Here is a 17,804-nt window from a genome sequence, read left to right on the forward strand (position 1 = left end):
AGGCGAAAACCTTTGCGCCTTCGTGCGCATTCAAATCCGTCGAAAGCGGGTCCGCCATGCTCGCGTGGAACGCCCTCGCCGGCACAAGGCTGCTCACATCGATCTCCATCTGGAAAGGAATACAATGACACACGCATCCAACCAACCTGCACTTCTGCTGATCGGTCACGGCACCGACGATCCTGCCGGTCTGGACGAGTACCACCGGATGGCGGCACTGGTCGGCGAGCGGCTGCATACCTTCGTTCAACCCTGTTTCCTCGAACTTGCCGATCCGCCAATCGCTCAGGCAATCGACGATTGCGCGCGCGCCGGATACCGGCGCATCGTCGCCCTGCCGCTGCTCCTCGGCGCCGCCGGTCACCAGAAGAATGACATTCCGGTGGCGCTCAACAAGGCGCGTATGCGCCATCCCAATCTCGACATTCGCTATGGGGCGCCGCTTGGGGTTCAATATGCCCTGGTGCGCGCGCTGGCAGAGCGCGTGGAAGCGGCGTATGCCGCCGCGTCTGCGGGCATCCCGCGCGACAAAACTGCACTCGCGCTCATCGGGCGGGGCAGCAGCGACCCCGATAGCAACTCGGATGTCGCGCGAATGGCGCGTCTGCTGTGGGAAGGGAGCGGATTTGGCTGGATAGCGTATGGTTTCTACAGCATCACCCGTCCTGACGTCGCCGCCACCATTCGTCACTGTGTCGCCTTTGGCGCAGCGCAGATCATTGTCGTGCCGTATCTCCTCTTCACCGGACGCATCCTGCAATGGATGGCGCAGCAGGTCGATGCCGCCCGGCAGCAGCATCCCGCAACTCCTATTCTGATGGCGGAGCATCTGGGCTTGCACGATGGCGTCCTCACCGCCATCGTGCAGCGTTACGAAGAAGCGATGAACGGCGTCGCCGCAGTGAACTGCGACCTGTGCAAGTACCGGCGCGTGATGCCGGGGTTCGAGGAGGACTACGGTCGTCCTCAGGAGAGCGATCATCATCACGGGCTGCGCGGCGCGCACCGTCACGGAACTGCTGCGCTCGACGCCATTCTGCCGCCGCGCTACCGCAATGGCAGGCCCGTCAGCGCCGCGCCGATGAGCGCCGCGCCGCTCGTTTACGACGAAGACGGACGGGTGGCATGGGATCGGGTCTGGGGCGGGGATGATCCGGACAACCCGTTTTGCGAACTGGCGCTGGCGGGCGGACCACCGCACCGGGGGACCCTGCTCGAACCGGTGTCGCCGGAGGTTGTCGCTACTGATCGGGAGGAATACGCGCGCGTGGTCGCGGAACTGGCGCGCGGTCTGCATATGGTGACAGGCCTGCCGGTCGTGACGGAGAGCGCCCCCGGATGGATCGGCCTTGTGTGCGAAAGCGAAGAAATGGCGCTCTGGCTGCTACGGGCGATTGTCGTCGAAAATGTGAGCGTGCGCCGCGAGGGATGCACCCTCTTTCTCCCCGCCGGTCCCGACTTCTGTGTGGACGGGGAGATCAAAAATGTCGTCACGGCAGTGGCGAAAACGTATCACTACTGGAAGGAGCATGTGCAGAGATAAGCGCGTATGACCATGCCAGACTCTCACAGATGATCTACAATACTGAATATCAGTCGCGTGGCTGACGCAATGGTTCGCACTTTCAGGGAGGCTGACATGACCTCGCCCTGTCGCGTGTTTATTCTGCATGACACCGGGAACCAGGTGGCAGCGCTGGCGCAGGCGATCGCCGAGGGCGCCGCCAGCGTTCCAGGCGTCACGGTTGACATCAAACAGCCGATCAAAGCCGAAAAGTCGGATCTGCTGGCGGCGGACGCGATTATCATCGGGACGCCGAACTGGACGGGGATCAAGGGAACGTTGAAACGCTGGCTCGACACCACTGGCGATCTGTGGGAAGAGGGGAGCCTGGCGGGGAAAGTGGGCGCGGCGTTCACCAGCAGCGCCGGGCGACATTCCGGCACCGAGTTTACGCTGCTGAACGTGCTGCACTGGTTCCTGGGCGCGGGGATGATCGTCGTGGGGCTGCCCTGGAGTCCGGTCATGGAACGCGCCGGTTCGTACTATGGCGCGACGGCTGTCGGTGTTCTGACCGACGAGGACCTGGCGCAGGCGCGCGAGTTGGGACGCCGTGTCGCACAGGTTGCGTCGCGCCTGAAACGAGAGGAGGGGGATCATGGCTGAGTTTCCTGCTGAGACGCTCACTGCTGCCAAGATTGCGGCGCGCTCATTTGCGATTATCCGTGCTGAACTCGAGGAGCGCGGTTTTCATCTCGAAGCGCCGCTCAACGCAGTAGTCGAACGGGTCATTCACAGCACGGCGGACTTCGAGTTCGCCGCGATCACCCGCGCCAGCCCTGGCGCTGTCGAGGCGGGCATTGATGCGCTGCGGCACGGCTGCCATGTGCTCGCCGATGTGCAGATGGTGCGCGCCGGCATCAACGAGCGCCGGGTGCGCGAATTTGGCGGCGCGGTACACTGTCTGAACGACTCGCGCGAGGCGCTGTCGATTGCCGATGACGATGGGTTGACCCGCAGCGCAGCCGGCATTCGCGTGGCGCAGACGAGCGGCTTGCTCGATGGCGCAGTCGTGGCAATCGGCAATGCGCCGACTGCGCTGTATGAACTGTTGCGCCTGATCAACGGCGGCGCGCGTCCGGCGCTGGTGATTGGCGTGCCGGTCGGGTTTGTGCACGCCGTCGAGAGTAAAGAGGCGCTCATGGCGCGCACCGATGTGCACTGGATTGTGACGGTCGGGCGGAAGGGCGGCTCGACAGTTGCCGTGGCGATCGTGAATGCGCTTCTGCGCCTGGCGGCTGGAGTCGATAATACGGCAGTCTACTGATCCTGATGAGCAATTCCGTTCCACCCCGCAATAAGCGCGGTCTCCGCACCGGTTATACCACAGGAAGCAATGCCGCGGCCGCCGCCAAAGCCGCGACCATCGCGCTCCTGACGGGCATCTGGCCCGAACAGGTCACAATTACGCTGCCTATCGCTTCGGCAGGCTCAGCGCACTGCGGCGAAACGGCGACGATGACGCCGGTGAACACGCAGCGCGGTGAGGATTGGGCGTACTGTTGCATGGTCAAGGACGCCGGCGATGACCCGGATGTCACCCACGGCGCGTTGATCTGTGCGCGGGTGCGGCGGGTGGACGGCGCCGGCATTACGCTCGACGGCGGCGTTGGGGTGGGGCGGGTCACGCTGCCGGGATTAGGGCTGCCGGTCGGCGGTCCGGCGATCAATCCTGTGCCGCGCCGGCAGATCACCGACAATGTGCGCGATGCGGTGCGCGAGTGTGCGCCCGATGGCGAAGCCTTCCTCGCGCACAACGGGCTGGAAGTGATCATCAGCGTGCCGGACGGCGAACGCCTGGCGCAGAAGACGCTCAACCCGCGCCTGGGGATTGTTGGCGGGATCAGCATCCTCGGCACAACCGGCAAGGTCTTTCCGTACAGCACCGCATCGTGGCGCGCCAGTGTCATTCAGGCAGTCGAGATGGCGGCGCGCAACCATGTCGCAAAGCTGGTGCTCTGCACCGGCGGACGCTCGGAGAAGTTCGCCATGCGTCTCTTCCCCGAACTGCCGGAACTGGCGTTCGTGGAGTTGAGCGTCTTCACCGGCGACGCCCTGAAAACCTGTGTTGCGTGCGGCGTTGAGGAAGCCGTATTTGTCGGCATGATCGGCAAAATGATCAAGACTGCTCAGGGACATATGCAGACCCACGTCGCCGGCAATCAGGTCGATTTTGCGTTTCTGGCGCAGGTCTGTCGAGAGGTTGGCGCGCCGCAGGCGCTGATCGACGCGGTTGCCGGCGCCAACACCGGGCGCCACTTTCTCGAACTCTGTCAGCAGTACGGGCAGACAGCGCCGCTCCAGCGGATTGTCGATCTGGCGCTTGCGCATTGCCTGCGCTTCATCGAGGCGCAGGGGGGCGCCATGGGGTTCGAGACCATTCTGGTCGATTTCGATGGCGCTGTTCTTGCCCGCGCCGGTGCGTCCAAACCGGTGCGTGCGGCAACGCCGGTTGGCGACTCGCGCCCGCTGATCGAGCGCCTGGTCAGCGAACCGTTCGATACAGACGGCGATGATGAGCCGCTAGAGGAAGCGCCATGACAACGCGCCCTCCCATCCTGGTTGTGGGATTGACCGACGCTGGCGCGGTGGGAATATCGGTTGCGTTGCGTGATCGCATCATGCGCGCCTCGCTGCTGGTCGGCGGGCGGCGTCATCTTGCGGCATTTCCCGGTTTCACCGGCGAACGATTGATGATCGGCGCCTCAGCCGAACCAGCGCTGGAGCGGCTGAAACGGGCGTGGGAACGCGGTGAGTCGGCAGCGGTTCTCGCGTCGGGCGATCCGCTCTGGTACGGGATCGGCGTTGCGCTGCGCCGCGTATTGCCGCCAGAGGCGCTCGACATCTTTCCGGCGCCAACCTCGGCGCAACTGGCGTTCGCAGCGCTGGCGGAACCCTGGAACGACGCCGCGATCCTCAGCGCTCACGGTCGTCCGCTCGATGCGGTAATGACACATGTGCTGGCAGCGCCAAAAGCGGCTCTTCTGACCGATCAGCAGAATACGCCTGCCCGAATTGCCGCCGCCTTGCTGGAAGCCGGCTTGCCGCCAACGACGCGCTGCGCAGTCTGTGAACATCTGGGAGGTCCTGCGCAGCGCATCGTGCGCACAACGCTCGCCGAAGCGGTGGAACAGACATTTGCGCCACTCAATGTGTTTGTCGTCTGGAACGACTATGGCGTAAACCATAAGCCCATCCCTCCCGGTCTGCCCGATGCCGCATTCAGCACCATCGCCGGTCAGATCACCAAACGCGAGGTGCGTTTGCTCAGCCTGGCGGAACTCGCGTTGCATGCGGGGGATGTGCTGTGGGATATCGGCGCGGGGAGCGGGTCGGTCGGCATCGAGGCGGCGCGCGCCTGCCCGACTGCCAGGGTGTATGCGATTGAGCGACGTGAACAGTTTGTGAGGCATATCCACGAGAACCTGCGGCGCTTCCCGGCGCCAAACGTGCACGTCATCCACGGTGAAGCGCCGGAAGCCTGCAACGATTGTCCCGATCCGCACGCCGTCTTCGTCGGCGGCAGCGGCGGACGCCTGGAGGAGATTATTCGCGTGGCGCAGCACCGTCTTCAACCGCAGGGCCGTCTGGTGTTGAATCTGGTGACGCTTGACCACGTGCAGCAGGCAGCGGCGCTCCTGCCCGATGCACGCATGATCCAGGCGCAGATCAATCGCGGTATGCCGATCCAGTCGCTGCGACGCCTCGAAGCGCTCAATCCCGTGTTTATCGTTGTCTGGCGGAAGGAGACGTAGAGCCGATACTTTTCAGATAAGCGCGCACAAAGGCGCAAAGACTCCGTGTCTGGATTCGCTGCTGGTGATCGCCTTTCTTACAGTCAGACCAGATGTTCGCAAGGCATAACGATCCACAAGGCGCGTTGGCGGTCGTGGACGCATGACTGCGCAGTGGCGTCAGCAGCCCCGATGGGGCTTTCACGTGCGGTGAGCACCGTCGAACCGCGTGCTCAGCGCGGGCGTTCGCCCGCAGCGCCCCGGCAGTAAATGACTGCGCATGAGTTGGGCAGGCGAAGGCATTGCCTTCGTCTACCTGGTCGCACTTCAGTCAGCGATGTTTCGGATAGGCTCTTACTCGAAGGGTTTTGGAATGAGGGTGATTTTCACTACACTTGAACCAATTGGCTCTGGCTTCGGCAGACTCAGCCGGCGTCAGTCGCCAGGAGCGAGCATGAGTCAGGAAAGAACGAGCGAATGACCAGAACTGCCACATTAACTGCTATTGGTCTTGGTCCTGGCGATCCTGAATTGATCACGCTCAAGGGGTTGCGCGCGCTTCAGGCGGCGGATGTGCTGTTCGTCCCGCAGAGCCGCGACGGTGACCAGAGCCTGGCGCTGCGCATCGCTGAACCGTGGATCGACCGCGCGCGCCAGACGGTTGTGGCGTTGCCGCTGCCGATGACGCGCGACGCCGGTCAGTTGCGCCCGGCATGGCGCGCCGCCGCCGAAACGATTGTGGCGGAACTGGGCGCGGATCGCCATGGCGCCTATGTGCTGCTTGGCGACCCCTTGCTCTACGGCACTTTCGTTTACCTCTGGCGCGAGTTGACGGCGCTTCAGGCGCCGGTAACGGTGCGCATCATTCCTGGTGTGACGTCATTTGCAGCAGCGGCTGCGGCTGGCGGCATACCTCTGGCGATGAGCAACGAACGGTTGATTGTTGTGCCTGCCAGTTATGAAACCGATACGACAACCCTGCGACAGTTGCTGCGCGATTTCGACACCGTCGTGCTGATGAAGGCAGGGGCGGCGTTGCCGGCAATCACGGCGACGCTCGAAGAACTCGACCTGCTTGACCACGCGCTCTACGCCGAGCGCGTCGGGATGCCGGAGGAGTTGATCGCGCGCGACCTGCGCTCGCTCGATCCGCAGCGCCGTCCGTACCTCTCGCTGGTCATCGTTCGCCGTGGAGACATGCTATGACCTACCCTGTTGCTGCTGGAATGGTGTACTTTATCGGCGCAGGACCCGGCGCCCCCGACTTGATTACGGTGCGGGGACGCGATATTCTGGCGCAGGCGGACCTGATCCTCTACGCTGATAGCCTGGTGGACGACGGGCTGCCGGCATCGTGGGCGCGCGCCGATGCGCGGATCATCGGCACTGCCGATATGCATCTGGAGCAGATCGTTTCCCTGATGCAGGACGCTGCTCACGCCGGTCAGGTCGTCGCCCGGCTCCACAGCGGCGACCCCTCGCTGTATGGCGCTATTCACGAGCAGATGGCGGCGCTCGATGAGCTTGGCATTCCCTATGAGATCGTCCCTGGTGTGACTGCGGCATTTGCAGCGGCTGCCCGTCTCGGCGTCGAACTGACGGTTCCCGAAGTGGTGCAGACGGTCATTTTCACTCGCGCTTCCGGGCGCACGCCGATGCCTGCCGGTGAAGAACTGCATCGCCTGGCGGCGCACGGTGCGTCGCTGGCGATCTACCTGAGCATCACCCGCATCCAGCGCGTGGTGGACGAACTGCTGGCAGGCGGCGCATACGCCCGTGATACGCCGGTTGCCGTACTGCACCGTGTGAGCTGGCCCGATGAGACGATCATCCACGGGACGCTGGGTGATATTGTGGCAAAGGTCAGATCGGTCGGCTTTACGCGCCAGGCGCTCATCCTGGTCAGCCCGGCGCTCGATCCGGCGCTGAAACGAACGGATCGGGCGACGAGCCGCCTGTATGATCGCACGTATACGCACCGTTTTCGCCGTGGAGAGCAGAGCGGAGAGCAGGCGTGAGCATCACGATCATTGCCGTCACCCGCACCGGTGCGCGCCTGGCGGAGCGTCTGGCGCGGGGATTGAACGCCGTTGCGCGGGTACCGGCGAAGTTTGCCGGTGAAGGAACCGTTGCAACGCCGTACACTGCCGCGTTGTTCGATGAAGTGCGTCACTGGTGGGAGCATAGCCGCGCACTGGCGCTGATCATGGCGAGCGGCATCGCTGTGCGCGCGATTGCGCCGCTTATCGCCGACAAAACAACCGATCCGGCAGTCGTCTGCCTCGATGAGACCGGCAGGTTCGTCATTCCCCTGATCGGCGGGCATCAGGCGGGCGCGAACGCTCTGGCGCGCCGGATTGCCGCGCTCACCGGCGGTCAGGCGGTCATCACCACTGCTAGCGACACGCAGGAGCTGCCCGCGCTTGACCTGATCGGGCGTGACGAGGGGTGGCGGATCGCCGGTGACTCGGCGCTGACCCATGCAATGGCGTGCCTGGTCAACGGTGATCTGCTCGGATGCTGGGTTGACCCCGATCTGCCCGATGCCCATCGTTTGATGGAAGACCTCCTGGCGCCCTGCCCAAACGTCGAGTTCGTCGACAACGCCGCCGATCTGACGGATGCCCGGTATGCTGCGGCGCTGCTGGCGACTCATCGCCGGATTGACGATCTCTGGCGCGCTCTGCGCGCAAAGAGTGTGCGTTACCTGCCGCCGGTTCTGGTTGCCGGCATCGGGTGCCGGCGCGGCGTGCCGGTTGATGAACTGCGTGATGCGCTTCGGGCGACGCTCGCTGACGCCGGTCTCGATGAGCGTTGCGTGACGGCGCTTGCCACCGCCGAGATCAAAGCGGAAGAACCAGGGCTGATCGCCCTCGCCGATGCGCTCGGCGTTCCGCTGCGAGTCGTTCCGACCGCCGAACTTGCCGCACTCGATGCAACACAGTTCAGCCGCAGCGCCGCAACCGCGCACTTCGACCTGCCCGGCGTCGCTGAGCCGTGCGCAGTCATCGTTGGCGGCGGTCCGCTCATCGCGCCGAAACGCGCCTTTCCGCGCTGTACTGTTGCTGTTGCCCTGGGGGGCGGTCATGGATCGGTAAAACATCGCAAGTCCCAGTTGACCTGGCACATGGGAGAAGATGGATTTACGCCGGTCGGGACGGATTCACACGGATCGATCGCTTCTCATTCAACGCAGACCCGTGAGAATCCGGTGCATCCGCGCGAGTCCATGGTCCCTTCGAGGCAGACTTCACCCGAATCTGGCCGGTCGTCGAGCATGCTTACCCTTGTCAGCATCGGTCCCGGCGATCCGCAGCACCTCACCGTCGCTGCGCGCGAAGCGTTGCGCCGTGCCGAGATCGTGGCCGGGTACCGGGTGTATATCGACCTGATCCGTGATCTGCTGCAACCGCATCAGGAGGTGCTGGTCACGCCAGCAATGGGAGATGAAGCCGGACGTGCGCGGCAGGCTATCGATCTGGCGCGCGCCGGTCGGCGGGTGGCGCTGATCAGCAGCGGCGACATCGGCGTGTACGCTATGGCTGCGCCGGTATTCGAGGCGCTGCACGACGACGGCTGGACGGGAGACGATCCGACGGTCGAGGCGCTGCCGGGCATCAGCGCGTTTCAGGCGCTTGCTGCACGGCTTGGCGCGCCGGTCAGCCACGATTTCTGCATCATCAGCCTGAGCGACCTACTGACATCGTGGGCGGTGATCGAACGTCGATTGCGGGCAGCGGCGCAGGCAGATTTTGTCGTCGCGCTGTACAATCCGCGCTCACGCGGGCGCGATTGGCAACTCGACGCTGCGCTGCGCATCCTGCAGGAACACCGTCCGCCGACCACGCCGGTCGCCTTTGGGCGCAACGTCTCCCGCGCCAATGAGCATGTGACGCTGACAACCCTCACAGCGGCAGACCCGTCGTGCGCCGACATGTTCACCGTGGTGCTGGTGGGGAACAGTCAGAGCTACGTTGTGGGAGGGCGAATGGTGACGCCGCGCGGATATGCTGCCAGAGCGAAGCCGGCGGCGCCCCGAAACGGTTCGCTGCCCACGTCGGATCAGTCGCTGCCCGAATATCCTATCGTGCTAACCGACGCCAACAGGCTATCCGCCGTCGTCATCGGCGGTGGCGCAGTCGGCGAGCGCAAGGTGCGCGGGTTACTCGAAGCCGGAGCAGCGGTGCGCCTCGTTAGCCCCACTGCCACGCCGCAACTGGCGGCATGGGCGGAGGAAGGGCGGATCACGTGGGTGCAACGCATCTACGAGTCAGGCGATCTCACGGGGGCGTTGCTCGCATTCGCCGCCACCGGCGAGCGCAGCGTCAACGCACAGATCGCGCGCGATGCTACGGCTGCGGGCATCCTCTGCAACGTGGCCGACGCGCCGGAGGAAGGGCAGTTCCACGTGCCCGCCGTCCATCGCTCCGGCGGTATCACGATTGCCGTGAGCAGCGGCGGCGCCGCGCCTGCCCGCGCCGTCGCCCTGCGCGACGCGATTGCCCGCTGGCTGGGGGAAGAATGAAGGTTGAACGTGAAGGGCAGGCGTCGTCGGGCCGCCCACACAATCGCCGGTGTCGGGGCGCCCTGCGGGGGCAGGCACGGGGGCCTGCGGGGGCAGGCACGGGGACCTGCCCCGACAACGGTGGCGGGCGTTGTCGGGGCGCCCCTTGTGGGCGCCCGATGGTTCGTCGTCAGGGCGCCCCCCTGTGGGGGCGCCCTGCGGGGGCAGGCACGGGGGCCTGCCCCTACAACGGTGGCGGGCGTTGTCGGGGCGCCCCTTGTGGGCGCCCTGCGCGGGCAGGCATGGGGACCTGCCCCGACAATAACGGTGGCGTTTGTCGGGGCGCTCGCAAAATCGCATCATGCGCACGATCATTACTCATGGAACCTGAACGACAGAAAGACATCCTATGGTGGGCAAAGCATACCTGGTCGGCGCCGGTCCCGGTCGCGCCGATCTGATCACGGCGCGGGGCCTGACCGTGCTGCGTCAGGCGGATGCGGTGCTCTATGATCGCCTGATCGCGCCCGAACTGCTCGACGAAGCGCCGCCCTGCGCCGAGCGCATCTTCGTTGGCAAGCGTCCCGGTCATCACGCGCTGCGCCAGGAGGGGATCAATGATCTGCTGGTGCGTCTGGTGCGCGATGGGTTGCAGGTCGTCCGGCTGAAGGGCGGTGATCCGTGCGTCTTCGGGCACGTGGCGGAGGAGGCGGCAGCGCTCGCCGCCGCCGGGGTGCCGTATGAAATCGTGCCCGGTGTGTCCTCAGCCATCGGCGTGCCTGCGTATGCTGGCATCCCGCTGACCCGGCGCGGCGTGGCGTCGGCATTTGCGGTGGTCACTGCGCACGAGGCGTCGGAGCACGCCAGCGGCATCGACTGGAGCGCGCTTGCTGCTATGCCAACGCTCGTCGTGCTCATGGCGCTCACCCGTCTCGACGTGGTCTGTGCGAAACTCATCGCCGCCGGGCGCGACCCGCACACCCCGGCAGCGCTGATCAGTCGCGGAACGACGGCACAGCAGCGTGTGCTTCGCGCAACGCTGACAACCCTTCCTGATGCGCAACTGCGCGCCGAACTGCCGCCGCCTGCCGTCCTGGTCGTCGGCGCCGTTGCCGCGCTGACCGATACCCTCGCCTGGTTCGATCCGGCGGACGCGCCGGTACACCACATGTTCTGGGAGGACGAATAATGCCCGCTCTGCCGCGTTTGCTGCTTGCCGCGCCGATGAGCGGCAGCGGCAAAACGACGATCACTGCCGGGTTGATCGCCGCACTGACGGCGCGTGGTCTGACGATTGCACCGTTCAAGTGTGGACCGGATTACATCGATCCGGGGTACCACGCGCTCGCTGCCGGACGCGCCTGTTTCAACCTCGACGCCTGGCTGACGCCGCCGGATCAGATTGCCGGTATCCTGGCGCGGCGCAGCGCCGGCGCCGACCTGGCGATCATCGAGGGGGTGATGGGGCTGTTCGATGGGTACTCCGGCGACGATGACACCGGCAGTAGCGCGCATGTTGCGCGCCTGACCGCCACGCCGGTCGTGATCGTGCTCGATGCGCGGGCAATGGCGCGCACTGCTGCTGCACTCGTCGCCGGGTTGCGCGATTTCGACCGGCGGCTCACGATTGCAGGGGTGATCCTCAATCGCGTTGGCAGCCCGCGCCATGCGCGCATGGTGCAGGACGCTATCGAGGGGAGCGTCGGCGTGCCGGTGCTTGGCTTTCTGACACGCGATGAAACGCTCACGCTGCCGGAGCGACATCTGGGGCTGATCCCGGTGGCGGAACCAGGACGCTGGCAGGCGTGGCTGCATGAGGCGCGTGCGCGCATCGAAGCGACCATCGATCTGGAGCGGGTGATGGCGCTGGCGCATACCGCGCCGCCGCTCGACGCAAGCGTAATCACCTTGCCGCTGCTGGAAAACGCAGCGCGCAGCATGGCGCCGGTGATCGCCGTTGCGCGTGATGAGGCGTTCAGTTTCCTCTATGAAGATAATCTCGACTTGCTGCGCGCGGCGGGTGCGACGATCGCCTTCTTCAGCCCGCTGCGCGATACCATGTTGCCCGAGGGAACGGCAGCAATCTATCTGTGTGGCGGCTTCCCCGAACTCTACGCCGAACCGCTCAGCGCCAACCGCGCCTTGATGCGCGCCATTCGCGCGGCGGTTGACGCCGGCATGCCGGTGTACGCCGAGTGTGGCGGGTTGATGTATCTGACAGAAGCGATCACCGATGCAGCAGGCCAGACCTTCCCGATGGTCGGTGCGCTTGCCGGGCGCTCGGTGATGACGCCGCGCCTGACGCTGGGGTATCGCACGGCGCGCGCTGAGTGCGACACCTGGCTCTGGCGCAAGGGTGAGACGCTGCGCGGGCACGAGTTTCACTATTCCGCATGGGAAAGTCGCCCAGAACGCCTGCCCTGGCTTTACTCCTGCCTGCCCGACGCCTTGCGTCCGGCGACGTTTGCAGAAGGCGCGGTGATCAACAATACGCTTGCGTCGTACATCCATGTCCACTTTCTGGCATGCCCGCAGGCGGCGCAGCGTTTCGTCGCCGCAGCCGGAACCTGGCAGAAGGGAGCGCCGGTATGAGTCGCATTGTGCTCTTCACCGGCGGCGCGCGCAGCGGTAAAAGTATGCGCGCCGAACAGTACGCAGCGCGCCTGAGCGAATGCGTCGTCTACCTGGCGACCGCCGAGGCGGGGGACGACGAAATGCGCGAACGGATCGCCCGCCATCGCCGTCGTCGTCCGTCTGCCTGGCAAACCATCGAAGCGCCGCGTGATGTCGCGGCTGTCCTGACGTCGCTTGCGCCCGGTTCAATCGTGCTGCTCGATTGTCTCTCGCTCCTGGTCAGCAATCTGCTGCTGGCGCACGAAGCGGACCCGGCGCCGGTCGTCGAACGGGAAGTAGCGGCGATTCTGGAAGCAGCAGGTGCGCAAGGGTTGACCCTGATCGTCGTGACGAATGAAGTCGGCATGGGGATTGTGCCGGAGTACCCGCTTGGACGGCAGTACCGCGATCTGCTGGGGCGCGCCAATCAACAGGTTGCTGCCGCAGCCGACGAGGTCTATCTGGTTGTGTGCGGCATTCCGGTCGAACTGCATGCACTGGAGGCGACATGGGCACGCTCGATCACGTAGCACACGGCGCGCTCGACCATACCGAACTCGCGGCGCTTGGCATTGCGCCGGATCAGGTGATCGACTTCAGCAGCAACCTGAACCCGTTCGGTCCGCCGTCGGCGGTGCGCGCGGCGCTGGCGTCGCTCGACCCGGCGCCCTACCCCGACCGGAGTTGTCTGCGTCTGCGCATGGTTCTGGCAGAGCGACATGGCTGCGCGCCGGATCAGGTGCTTGCCGGTAATGGCGCAAATGAGCTAATCCACCTGATTGTGCAGGCGCTTGGCGAGCCGGGCGCGACATCGCTGATCATCGCACCCACCTATGGCGAATATGCGCATGCCGGTCGCCTGGCGCAGATGCGGGTCGTCGAGGTGCGCGCGCAGGCGAGCGATGGGTTCCGCCTCGACGATCAGACGCTTATCGACGCCGTCCGGCGTATTCGTCCGCGCCTGACATGGCTGTGCGCGCCGAACAACCCGACCGGCGCAGCGCTTTCCCCGGCTGTCATCGGCGATCTGGCTGCCGCGTGCGACGGTTTTCTGGTGATTGACCGGGCGTACCACGCTTTTCAGCGCGACCTGTCTGGCCCGCGTGATCCGCTGGATGTGACAGCCGCCCCCAACCTCATTCGTCTCTACTCGTTGACCAAGAGTTACGCGCTGGCGGGGTTGCGTCTTGGCTACCTGATTGCGCAACCGGAGATCGCGGCGCGCATCGGGCGCTTTCAGCCGGCGTGGAGCGTCAACAGCGCGGCGCAGGCGGCAGGTCTCGCCGCACTTGCCGATGCCGCCTTCCTTCCCACGACACTGCCACTTCTGTGGAGCGCCAGCGACGACCTCTTTGCCGGGTTGTGCCGGTTGGGGCTGCATGTCTGGCGCGCGACGCTGCCGTTCATGCTCGTGCGCTGCGGGGATGGCGCAGCAGTGCGGGCAAGGTTGCTTCAACGCGGCCATGTTGTGCGCGATTGCGCATCGTTCGGGTTGCCGGAATGGGTGCGGGTCGCGCCACGCCGCTCATCGGAGAACGCGCGACTGATTGCTGCCTGGAAGGAGATCCTATGACTGCGCCGGTGATCATGGTGCTCGGTACGGCGTCATCGGTCGGCAAGAGCGTCCTGGTAACGGCGCTCTGCCGTATTGCGCGGCGACACGGGTTGCGGGTTGCGCCGTTCAAGGCGCAGAACATGAGCAACAACGCTGCGGTGACTGCCGATGGCGGCGAGATCGCGCGCAGCACCGCAGTACAGGCGGCGGCGGCGCAGATCGAGCCGACCGTCGAAATGAACCCGATCCTGATCAAGCCGGAGGGACAGCGCCGCAGCCAGATCATTGTCGAAGGGCGTCCCTGGCGCACTCTGGACGCGCTCGATTTCTGGCAGCGCAAAGAAATGCTGTGGGAGGTCGTCACCCGCAACCTCGACGCTTTGCGCGCACGCTACGACCTGATCATCGCCGAGGGAGCGGGCAGCCCGGTGGAACTGAACCTCAAGGCGGGCGACATCGTCAATATGCGGGTTGCCAGGTATGCGCAGGCGCGCTGCGTGCTCGTGGGCGACATCGACACCGGCGGAATTTTTGCGCAGTTGCTTGGCACCCTGATGCTGCTCGAACCGGAGGAGCGCGCGTTGATCAGGGGGCTGATCGTCAATCGTTTCCGCGGCGACCCGGCGCTCTTTGAGGATGGGGTGCGTATCCTGGAGCAGCGCAGCGGTCTGCCGGTGCTGGGGGTCATTCCGTGGATCGAGGATGTGCGCCTGCCGGAGGAAGACGCGGTTGCGCTGGAGCGCGGCAATCACGCCAGGGATGGCGGTCTGACGATTGCAGTCATCCACCTGCCTGCAATCGCCAATTTCGACGATTTCGACCCGCTGGCGCGTGAACCAGGCGTTACGGTGCGTTACGTCACCCATCCCGCCGAACTGACCGGCGCGGCTGCGGTGATTCTTCCCGGCACGAAACACACGCTGGCGGCGCGGCGCTGGTTGCGCGAGCGGGGGTTTGATGCGGCGCTGCACCGGTTCTCAGGCGCCATCGTGGGCATCTGCGGCGGCTATCAGTTACTCGGCGAACGGATCAGCGATCCGCTCGGCGTCGAAGGTCAGGGAGGCGATGAACCCGGTCTGGGGTTGTTGCCGGTTGAAACGATGTTCAGCGCAGAGAAACGTACCGGGCAGGCAAGCGCCATCTCGCGCGCGCCGTGGGCGCCGGGAGCGCATCTGCAGGGGTACGAAATCCACATGGGGCGAACACGCAGCACCGGCGCGGATCGCCCGCTCATTGCCATTACGCAGCGCAGCGCCGACGCAGTGGAAGAAGGCGATGGACATATCAGCGAAGATGGGCGCGTATGGGGGTGTTACCTGCACGGCATCTTCGCCAACGACGATTTTCGACGCGCATGGTTACAGCGCCTCGGCTGGCATCCGGGGGAGGAATCGCACCCGTCGATTGACCCGTTCGACCGTCTGGCGCAGCATGTCGCCGCGGCGATTGGGGAAGAACGGGTACAATGGTTGGTCAGGGTGAAGGTTGAAGGTTAAGGTTTGGTTGAAGGTTGCAGATGAGACGGCGAAAGGAGAGATGTTGCACCGCAACGTCTCCAAAGCGTCGCACATGGAAAGAAAGGCGAGAGGTACACGAATGTGAACCTGTGCAAATGGTCGCGTTGCACGGTGAATGTGGGATCGCCAACGTAGAGGCGCTCCCTGTGGGCGCCCACGGGTGCGCGGGAGGCAACGTAGGGGCGCAGCAGAGGTGACCGTCACCAACTGAAACCAGGCCTTCAGTCGGCTCGCGTGCCGCGCGGCGAATCGGCCAGGTGCAGCGTGTCGTGCGGGCGGTGACGGTCACAAACGGGGATGCGCGTAAGCGGCGAGGTAGCAGCAGAGCAGAGGTGACCGTCACCAACTGAAACCAGGCCATCAGTCGGCTCGCGTGCCGCGCGGCGAATCGGCCAAGTGCAGCGTGTCGTGCGGGCGGTGACGGTCACAAACGGGGATGCGCGCAGGCGGCGAGGTAGCAGCAGAGGTGACCGTCACCAACTGAAACCAGGCCATCAGTCGGCTCGCGTGCCGCGCGGCGAATCTGCCAGGTGCAGCGTGTCGTGCGGGCAGTGACGGTCACAAACGGGGATGCGCGCAGGCGGCGAGGTAGCAGCAGAGGTGACCGTCACCAACTGAAACCAGGCCATCAGTCGGCTCGCGTGCCGCGCGGCGAATCGGCCAAGTGCAGCGTGTCGTGCGGGCGGTGACGGTCACAAACGGGGGTGCTGGAAAAGGTGAACAGGTTGCAGATTGAAAGTAGGGGAGTTTTTCTATCTCCTAAATCGCTACCTTTGATCCCTCACATCTGGTTCTCGGTTCTCAGTTCTCAGTTCTCAGTTCTCAGTTCTCAGTTCTCAGTTCTCAGTTCTCAGTTCTCGGTTCTCAGTTCTCAGTTCTCGGTTCTTATATGTGGCCACTTGTCCGTCAGGCACGTTATCTTGGTCGCTACCGCCAGATTGCTCAGGTATTCTGGCAGTACGGTTTCGGCTATCTGCTCGACCAGCTAGGCTTGACGACGCTTCTTTCGCTGCCGCGCCGCATTGTTCGCCAACCGGCGCTCGATCCGATCAGCGGACCGGAGCGCCTGCGTCTGGCGCTGACCGACCTCGGCCCGACGTTCGTCAAATTGGGGCAGACGTTGAGCACACGCCCGGACCTGCTGCCGCCGACCTGGATCGAAGAACTGAATAAACTTCAGGATACCGTTCCCCCGTTTCCCGCCGATGTCGCCATTGCAACGATCGAGGTGGAACTCCATCAGCCGATTGACGCCCTTTTTCGCTGCTTCGAACGCGAACCGCTGGCGGCGGCATCGCTCGGTCAGGTGCACGGCGCCGAACTCCCCGACGGCACACCGGTAGTCGTCAAGGTACAGCGTCCCGACATCCAACGACTCGTGGCAATCGACCTGGCGATCCTGTCGGAGTTGGCGGCGCTGGCGCAGCACAATACGTCCTTCGGCGAACAGTACGACCTCGTCGAACTGGCGTGGGAGTTCGGCATGACACTGCGCGCTGAACTTGACTATCGCCGTGAAGGGCGGAATGCAGACCGATTTCGCGCCAACTTTGCCGGGAATCCGCACGTCTGCATCCCGCGCGTCTTCTGGAGCCACACCAGCGCGCGTGTGCTGACAACCGAGCGGCTCTTTGGCATCAAGATCACCGACATTGCAGGCATGGACGCCGCAGGTATGGACCGCAAGCGCCTGGCGCGGCACAGTCTGGAACTCATCCTTCAGGAAATCTTTGTTGATGGATACTTCCAGGGCGACCCGCACCCTGGCAATCTGTTTGCGTTGCCCGGCGAGGTCATCGGCGCAGTGGATTTCGGGCAAGCGATCACCCTCGACCGTGAGACCACCGGGAATCTTTTGTTGCTCCTGGTGGCGTTGCTGGAGCGCGACGCTGACGGCGCGCTGCGGGTGTTGCAGCAGCTCAGCATGCTGACGCAGCATGAACTCTCGCCAGCGCTGCGGCGGGATATGCACCGTTTCGTTGAACATGTCGTTGACCGTTCACTGGAGGAACTGTCGGCGCGTGAGATGGGCGAAGAACTGCTGGCGCTCCTGCAACGTCATCGCCTGCGTCTGCCGGCGCCGCTGGCGCTGCTGTTGAAGTCGATCATCATGATGGAAGGCATCGGCGTGCAGATCGATCCGCAGCTCGATGTGTTCGGCATTGCCCGACCATACGCTATGCGCGCTCTGGCGGAACTGAACCGCCCCGACGCGCAGATGCGGCGCGTCCTCCGCGAACTGGACGAGATGCGCGTCGTCGTCGGCGCGCTGCCGGGCCGGATCAGCGCCCTGCTCCAGCGCCTGAACGACGGGGAACTG

Annotated in this window: 14 protein-coding genes; all 14 read left to right on the plus strand. The window is 64.7% G+C overall.

Annotated elements, in window-relative coordinates:
* Nucleotides 1-124: 124 nt before the first annotated feature.
* On the plus strand, nt 125-1,543 hold the full coding sequence (locus tag AC3EA7_RS14175; RefSeq protein ID WP_488614710.1) for a sirohydrochlorin chelatase: 1,419 nt from the start codon (nt 125-127) through the stop codon (nt 1,541-1,543).
* Between the two features lie 96 nt (nt 1,544-1,639).
* Nucleotides 1,640-2,167, plus strand: coding sequence for an NAD(P)H-dependent oxidoreductase (locus AC3EA7_RS14180; protein WP_488614711.1), 528 nt, complete (start codon nt 1,640-1,642; stop codon nt 2,165-2,167).
* Nucleotides 2,160-2,828, plus strand: coding sequence for a precorrin-8X methylmutase (locus AC3EA7_RS14185; protein ID WP_488614712.1), 669 nt, complete (start codon nt 2,160-2,162; stop codon nt 2,826-2,828). Before AC3EA7_RS14180 ends, AC3EA7_RS14185 begins: the two co-directional genes overlap by 8 nt.
* A 5-nt stretch (nt 2,829-2,833) precedes the next feature.
* Nucleotides 2,834-4,102: a cobalt-precorrin-5B (C(1))-methyltransferase gene (locus tag AC3EA7_RS14190; RefSeq protein ID WP_488614713.1), complete on the plus strand. Its 1,269-nt coding sequence runs from the start codon at nt 2,834-2,836 to the stop codon at nt 4,100-4,102.
* The gene (cbiE, locus tag AC3EA7_RS14195) at nt 4,099-5,316 is read left to right on the plus strand and encodes a precorrin-6y C5,15-methyltransferase (decarboxylating) subunit CbiE (protein ID WP_488614714.1); all 1,218 of its coding nucleotides are present in this window, start codon (nt 4,099-4,101) and stop codon (nt 5,314-5,316) included. Before AC3EA7_RS14190 ends, cbiE begins: the two co-directional genes overlap by 4 nt.
* 456 nt (nt 5,317-5,772) lie before the next feature.
* Complete coding sequence (gene cobI, locus AC3EA7_RS14200) at nt 5,773-6,501, plus strand: precorrin-2 C(20)-methyltransferase (protein ID WP_488614715.1); 729 nt, start codon at nt 5,773-5,775, stop codon at nt 6,499-6,501.
* Nucleotides 6,498-7,313 carry a precorrin-4 C(11)-methyltransferase gene (gene cobM, locus AC3EA7_RS14205; protein WP_488614716.1) on the plus strand — a complete coding sequence of 272 codons (816 nt, stop codon included), beginning with the start codon at nt 6,498-6,500 and terminating at the stop codon, nt 7,311-7,313. The genes cobI and cobM overlap by 4 nt, the downstream gene beginning before the upstream one ends.
* On the plus strand, nt 7,310-9,820 hold the full coding sequence (cobJ, locus tag AC3EA7_RS14210; protein WP_488614717.1) for a precorrin-3B C(17)-methyltransferase: 2,511 nt from the start codon (nt 7,310-7,312) through the stop codon (nt 9,818-9,820). Before cobM ends, cobJ begins: the two co-directional genes overlap by 4 nt.
* A gap of 388 nt (nt 9,821-10,208) precedes the next feature.
* Nucleotides 10,209-10,988 carry a uroporphyrinogen-III C-methyltransferase gene (cobA, locus tag AC3EA7_RS14215; RefSeq protein ID WP_488614718.1) on the plus strand — a complete coding sequence of 260 codons (780 nt, stop codon included), beginning with the start codon at nt 10,209-10,211 and terminating at the stop codon, nt 10,986-10,988.
* Complete coding sequence (locus AC3EA7_RS14220) at nt 10,988-12,391, plus strand: cobyrinic acid a,c-diamide synthase CobB (RefSeq protein ID WP_488614719.1); 1,404 nt, start codon at nt 10,988-10,990, stop codon at nt 12,389-12,391. Before cobA ends, AC3EA7_RS14220 begins: the two co-directional genes overlap by 1 nt.
* Entirely contained in the window at nt 12,388-12,942 is a 555-nt protein-coding gene (gene cobU / locus AC3EA7_RS14225) for a bifunctional adenosylcobinamide kinase/adenosylcobinamide-phosphate guanylyltransferase (protein ID WP_488614720.1), read from the plus strand. Before AC3EA7_RS14220 ends, cobU begins: the two co-directional genes overlap by 4 nt.
* Nucleotides 12,921-13,985 carry a pyridoxal phosphate-dependent aminotransferase gene (locus AC3EA7_RS14230; RefSeq protein ID WP_488614721.1) on the plus strand — a complete coding sequence of 355 codons (1,065 nt, stop codon included), beginning with the start codon at nt 12,921-12,923 and terminating at the stop codon, nt 13,983-13,985. Before cobU ends, AC3EA7_RS14230 begins: the two co-directional genes overlap by 22 nt.
* Nucleotides 13,982-15,463 carry a cobyric acid synthase gene (locus AC3EA7_RS14235; protein WP_488614722.1) on the plus strand — a complete coding sequence of 494 codons (1,482 nt, stop codon included), beginning with the start codon at nt 13,982-13,984 and terminating at the stop codon, nt 15,461-15,463. The genes AC3EA7_RS14230 and AC3EA7_RS14235 overlap by 4 nt, the downstream gene beginning before the upstream one ends.
* Nucleotides 15,464-16,373: 910 nt before the next feature.
* A partial coding sequence (locus AC3EA7_RS14240) for an ABC1 kinase family protein (RefSeq protein WP_488614723.1) occupies nt 16,374-17,804 on the plus strand: 1,431 nt, incomplete at its 3' end.

It is taken from the genome of Roseiflexus sp. (genome assembly GCF_057785375.1).

Coding starts and splice junctions, on each gene's coding strand:
- AC3EA7_RS14180 (WP_488614711.1), top strand. CDS start 1,640: ATGACCTCGCCCTGTCGCGTGTTTATTCTGCATGACACCGGGAACCAG.
- AC3EA7_RS14190 (WP_488614713.1), top strand. CDS start 2,834: ATGAGCAATTCCGTTCCACCCCGCAATAAGCGCGGTCTCCGCACCGGT.
- AC3EA7_RS14230 (WP_488614721.1), top strand. CDS start 12,921: ATGGGCACGCTCGATCACGTAGCACACGGCGCGCTCGACCATACCGAA.
- AC3EA7_RS14185 (WP_488614712.1), top strand. CDS start 2,160: ATGGCTGAGTTTCCTGCTGAGACGCTCACTGCTGCCAAGATTGCGGCG.
- cobA (WP_488614718.1), top strand. CDS start 10,209: ATGGTGGGCAAAGCATACCTGGTCGGCGCCGGTCCCGGTCGCGCCGAT.
- AC3EA7_RS14220 (WP_488614719.1), top strand. CDS start 10,988: ATGCCCGCTCTGCCGCGTTTGCTGCTTGCCGCGCCGATGAGCGGCAGC.
- cobM (WP_488614716.1), top strand. CDS start 6,498: ATGACCTACCCTGTTGCTGCTGGAATGGTGTACTTTATCGGCGCAGGA.
- AC3EA7_RS14175 (WP_488614710.1), top strand. CDS start 125: ATGACACACGCATCCAACCAACCTGCACTTCTGCTGATCGGTCACGGC.
- cbiE (WP_488614714.1), top strand. CDS start 4,099: ATGACAACGCGCCCTCCCATCCTGGTTGTGGGATTGACCGACGCTGGC.
- cobI (WP_488614715.1), top strand. CDS start 5,773: ATGACCAGAACTGCCACATTAACTGCTATTGGTCTTGGTCCTGGCGAT.
- cobU (WP_488614720.1), top strand. CDS start 12,388: ATGAGTCGCATTGTGCTCTTCACCGGCGGCGCGCGCAGCGGTAAAAGT.
- AC3EA7_RS14235 (WP_488614722.1), top strand. CDS start 13,982: ATGACTGCGCCGGTGATCATGGTGCTCGGTACGGCGTCATCGGTCGGC.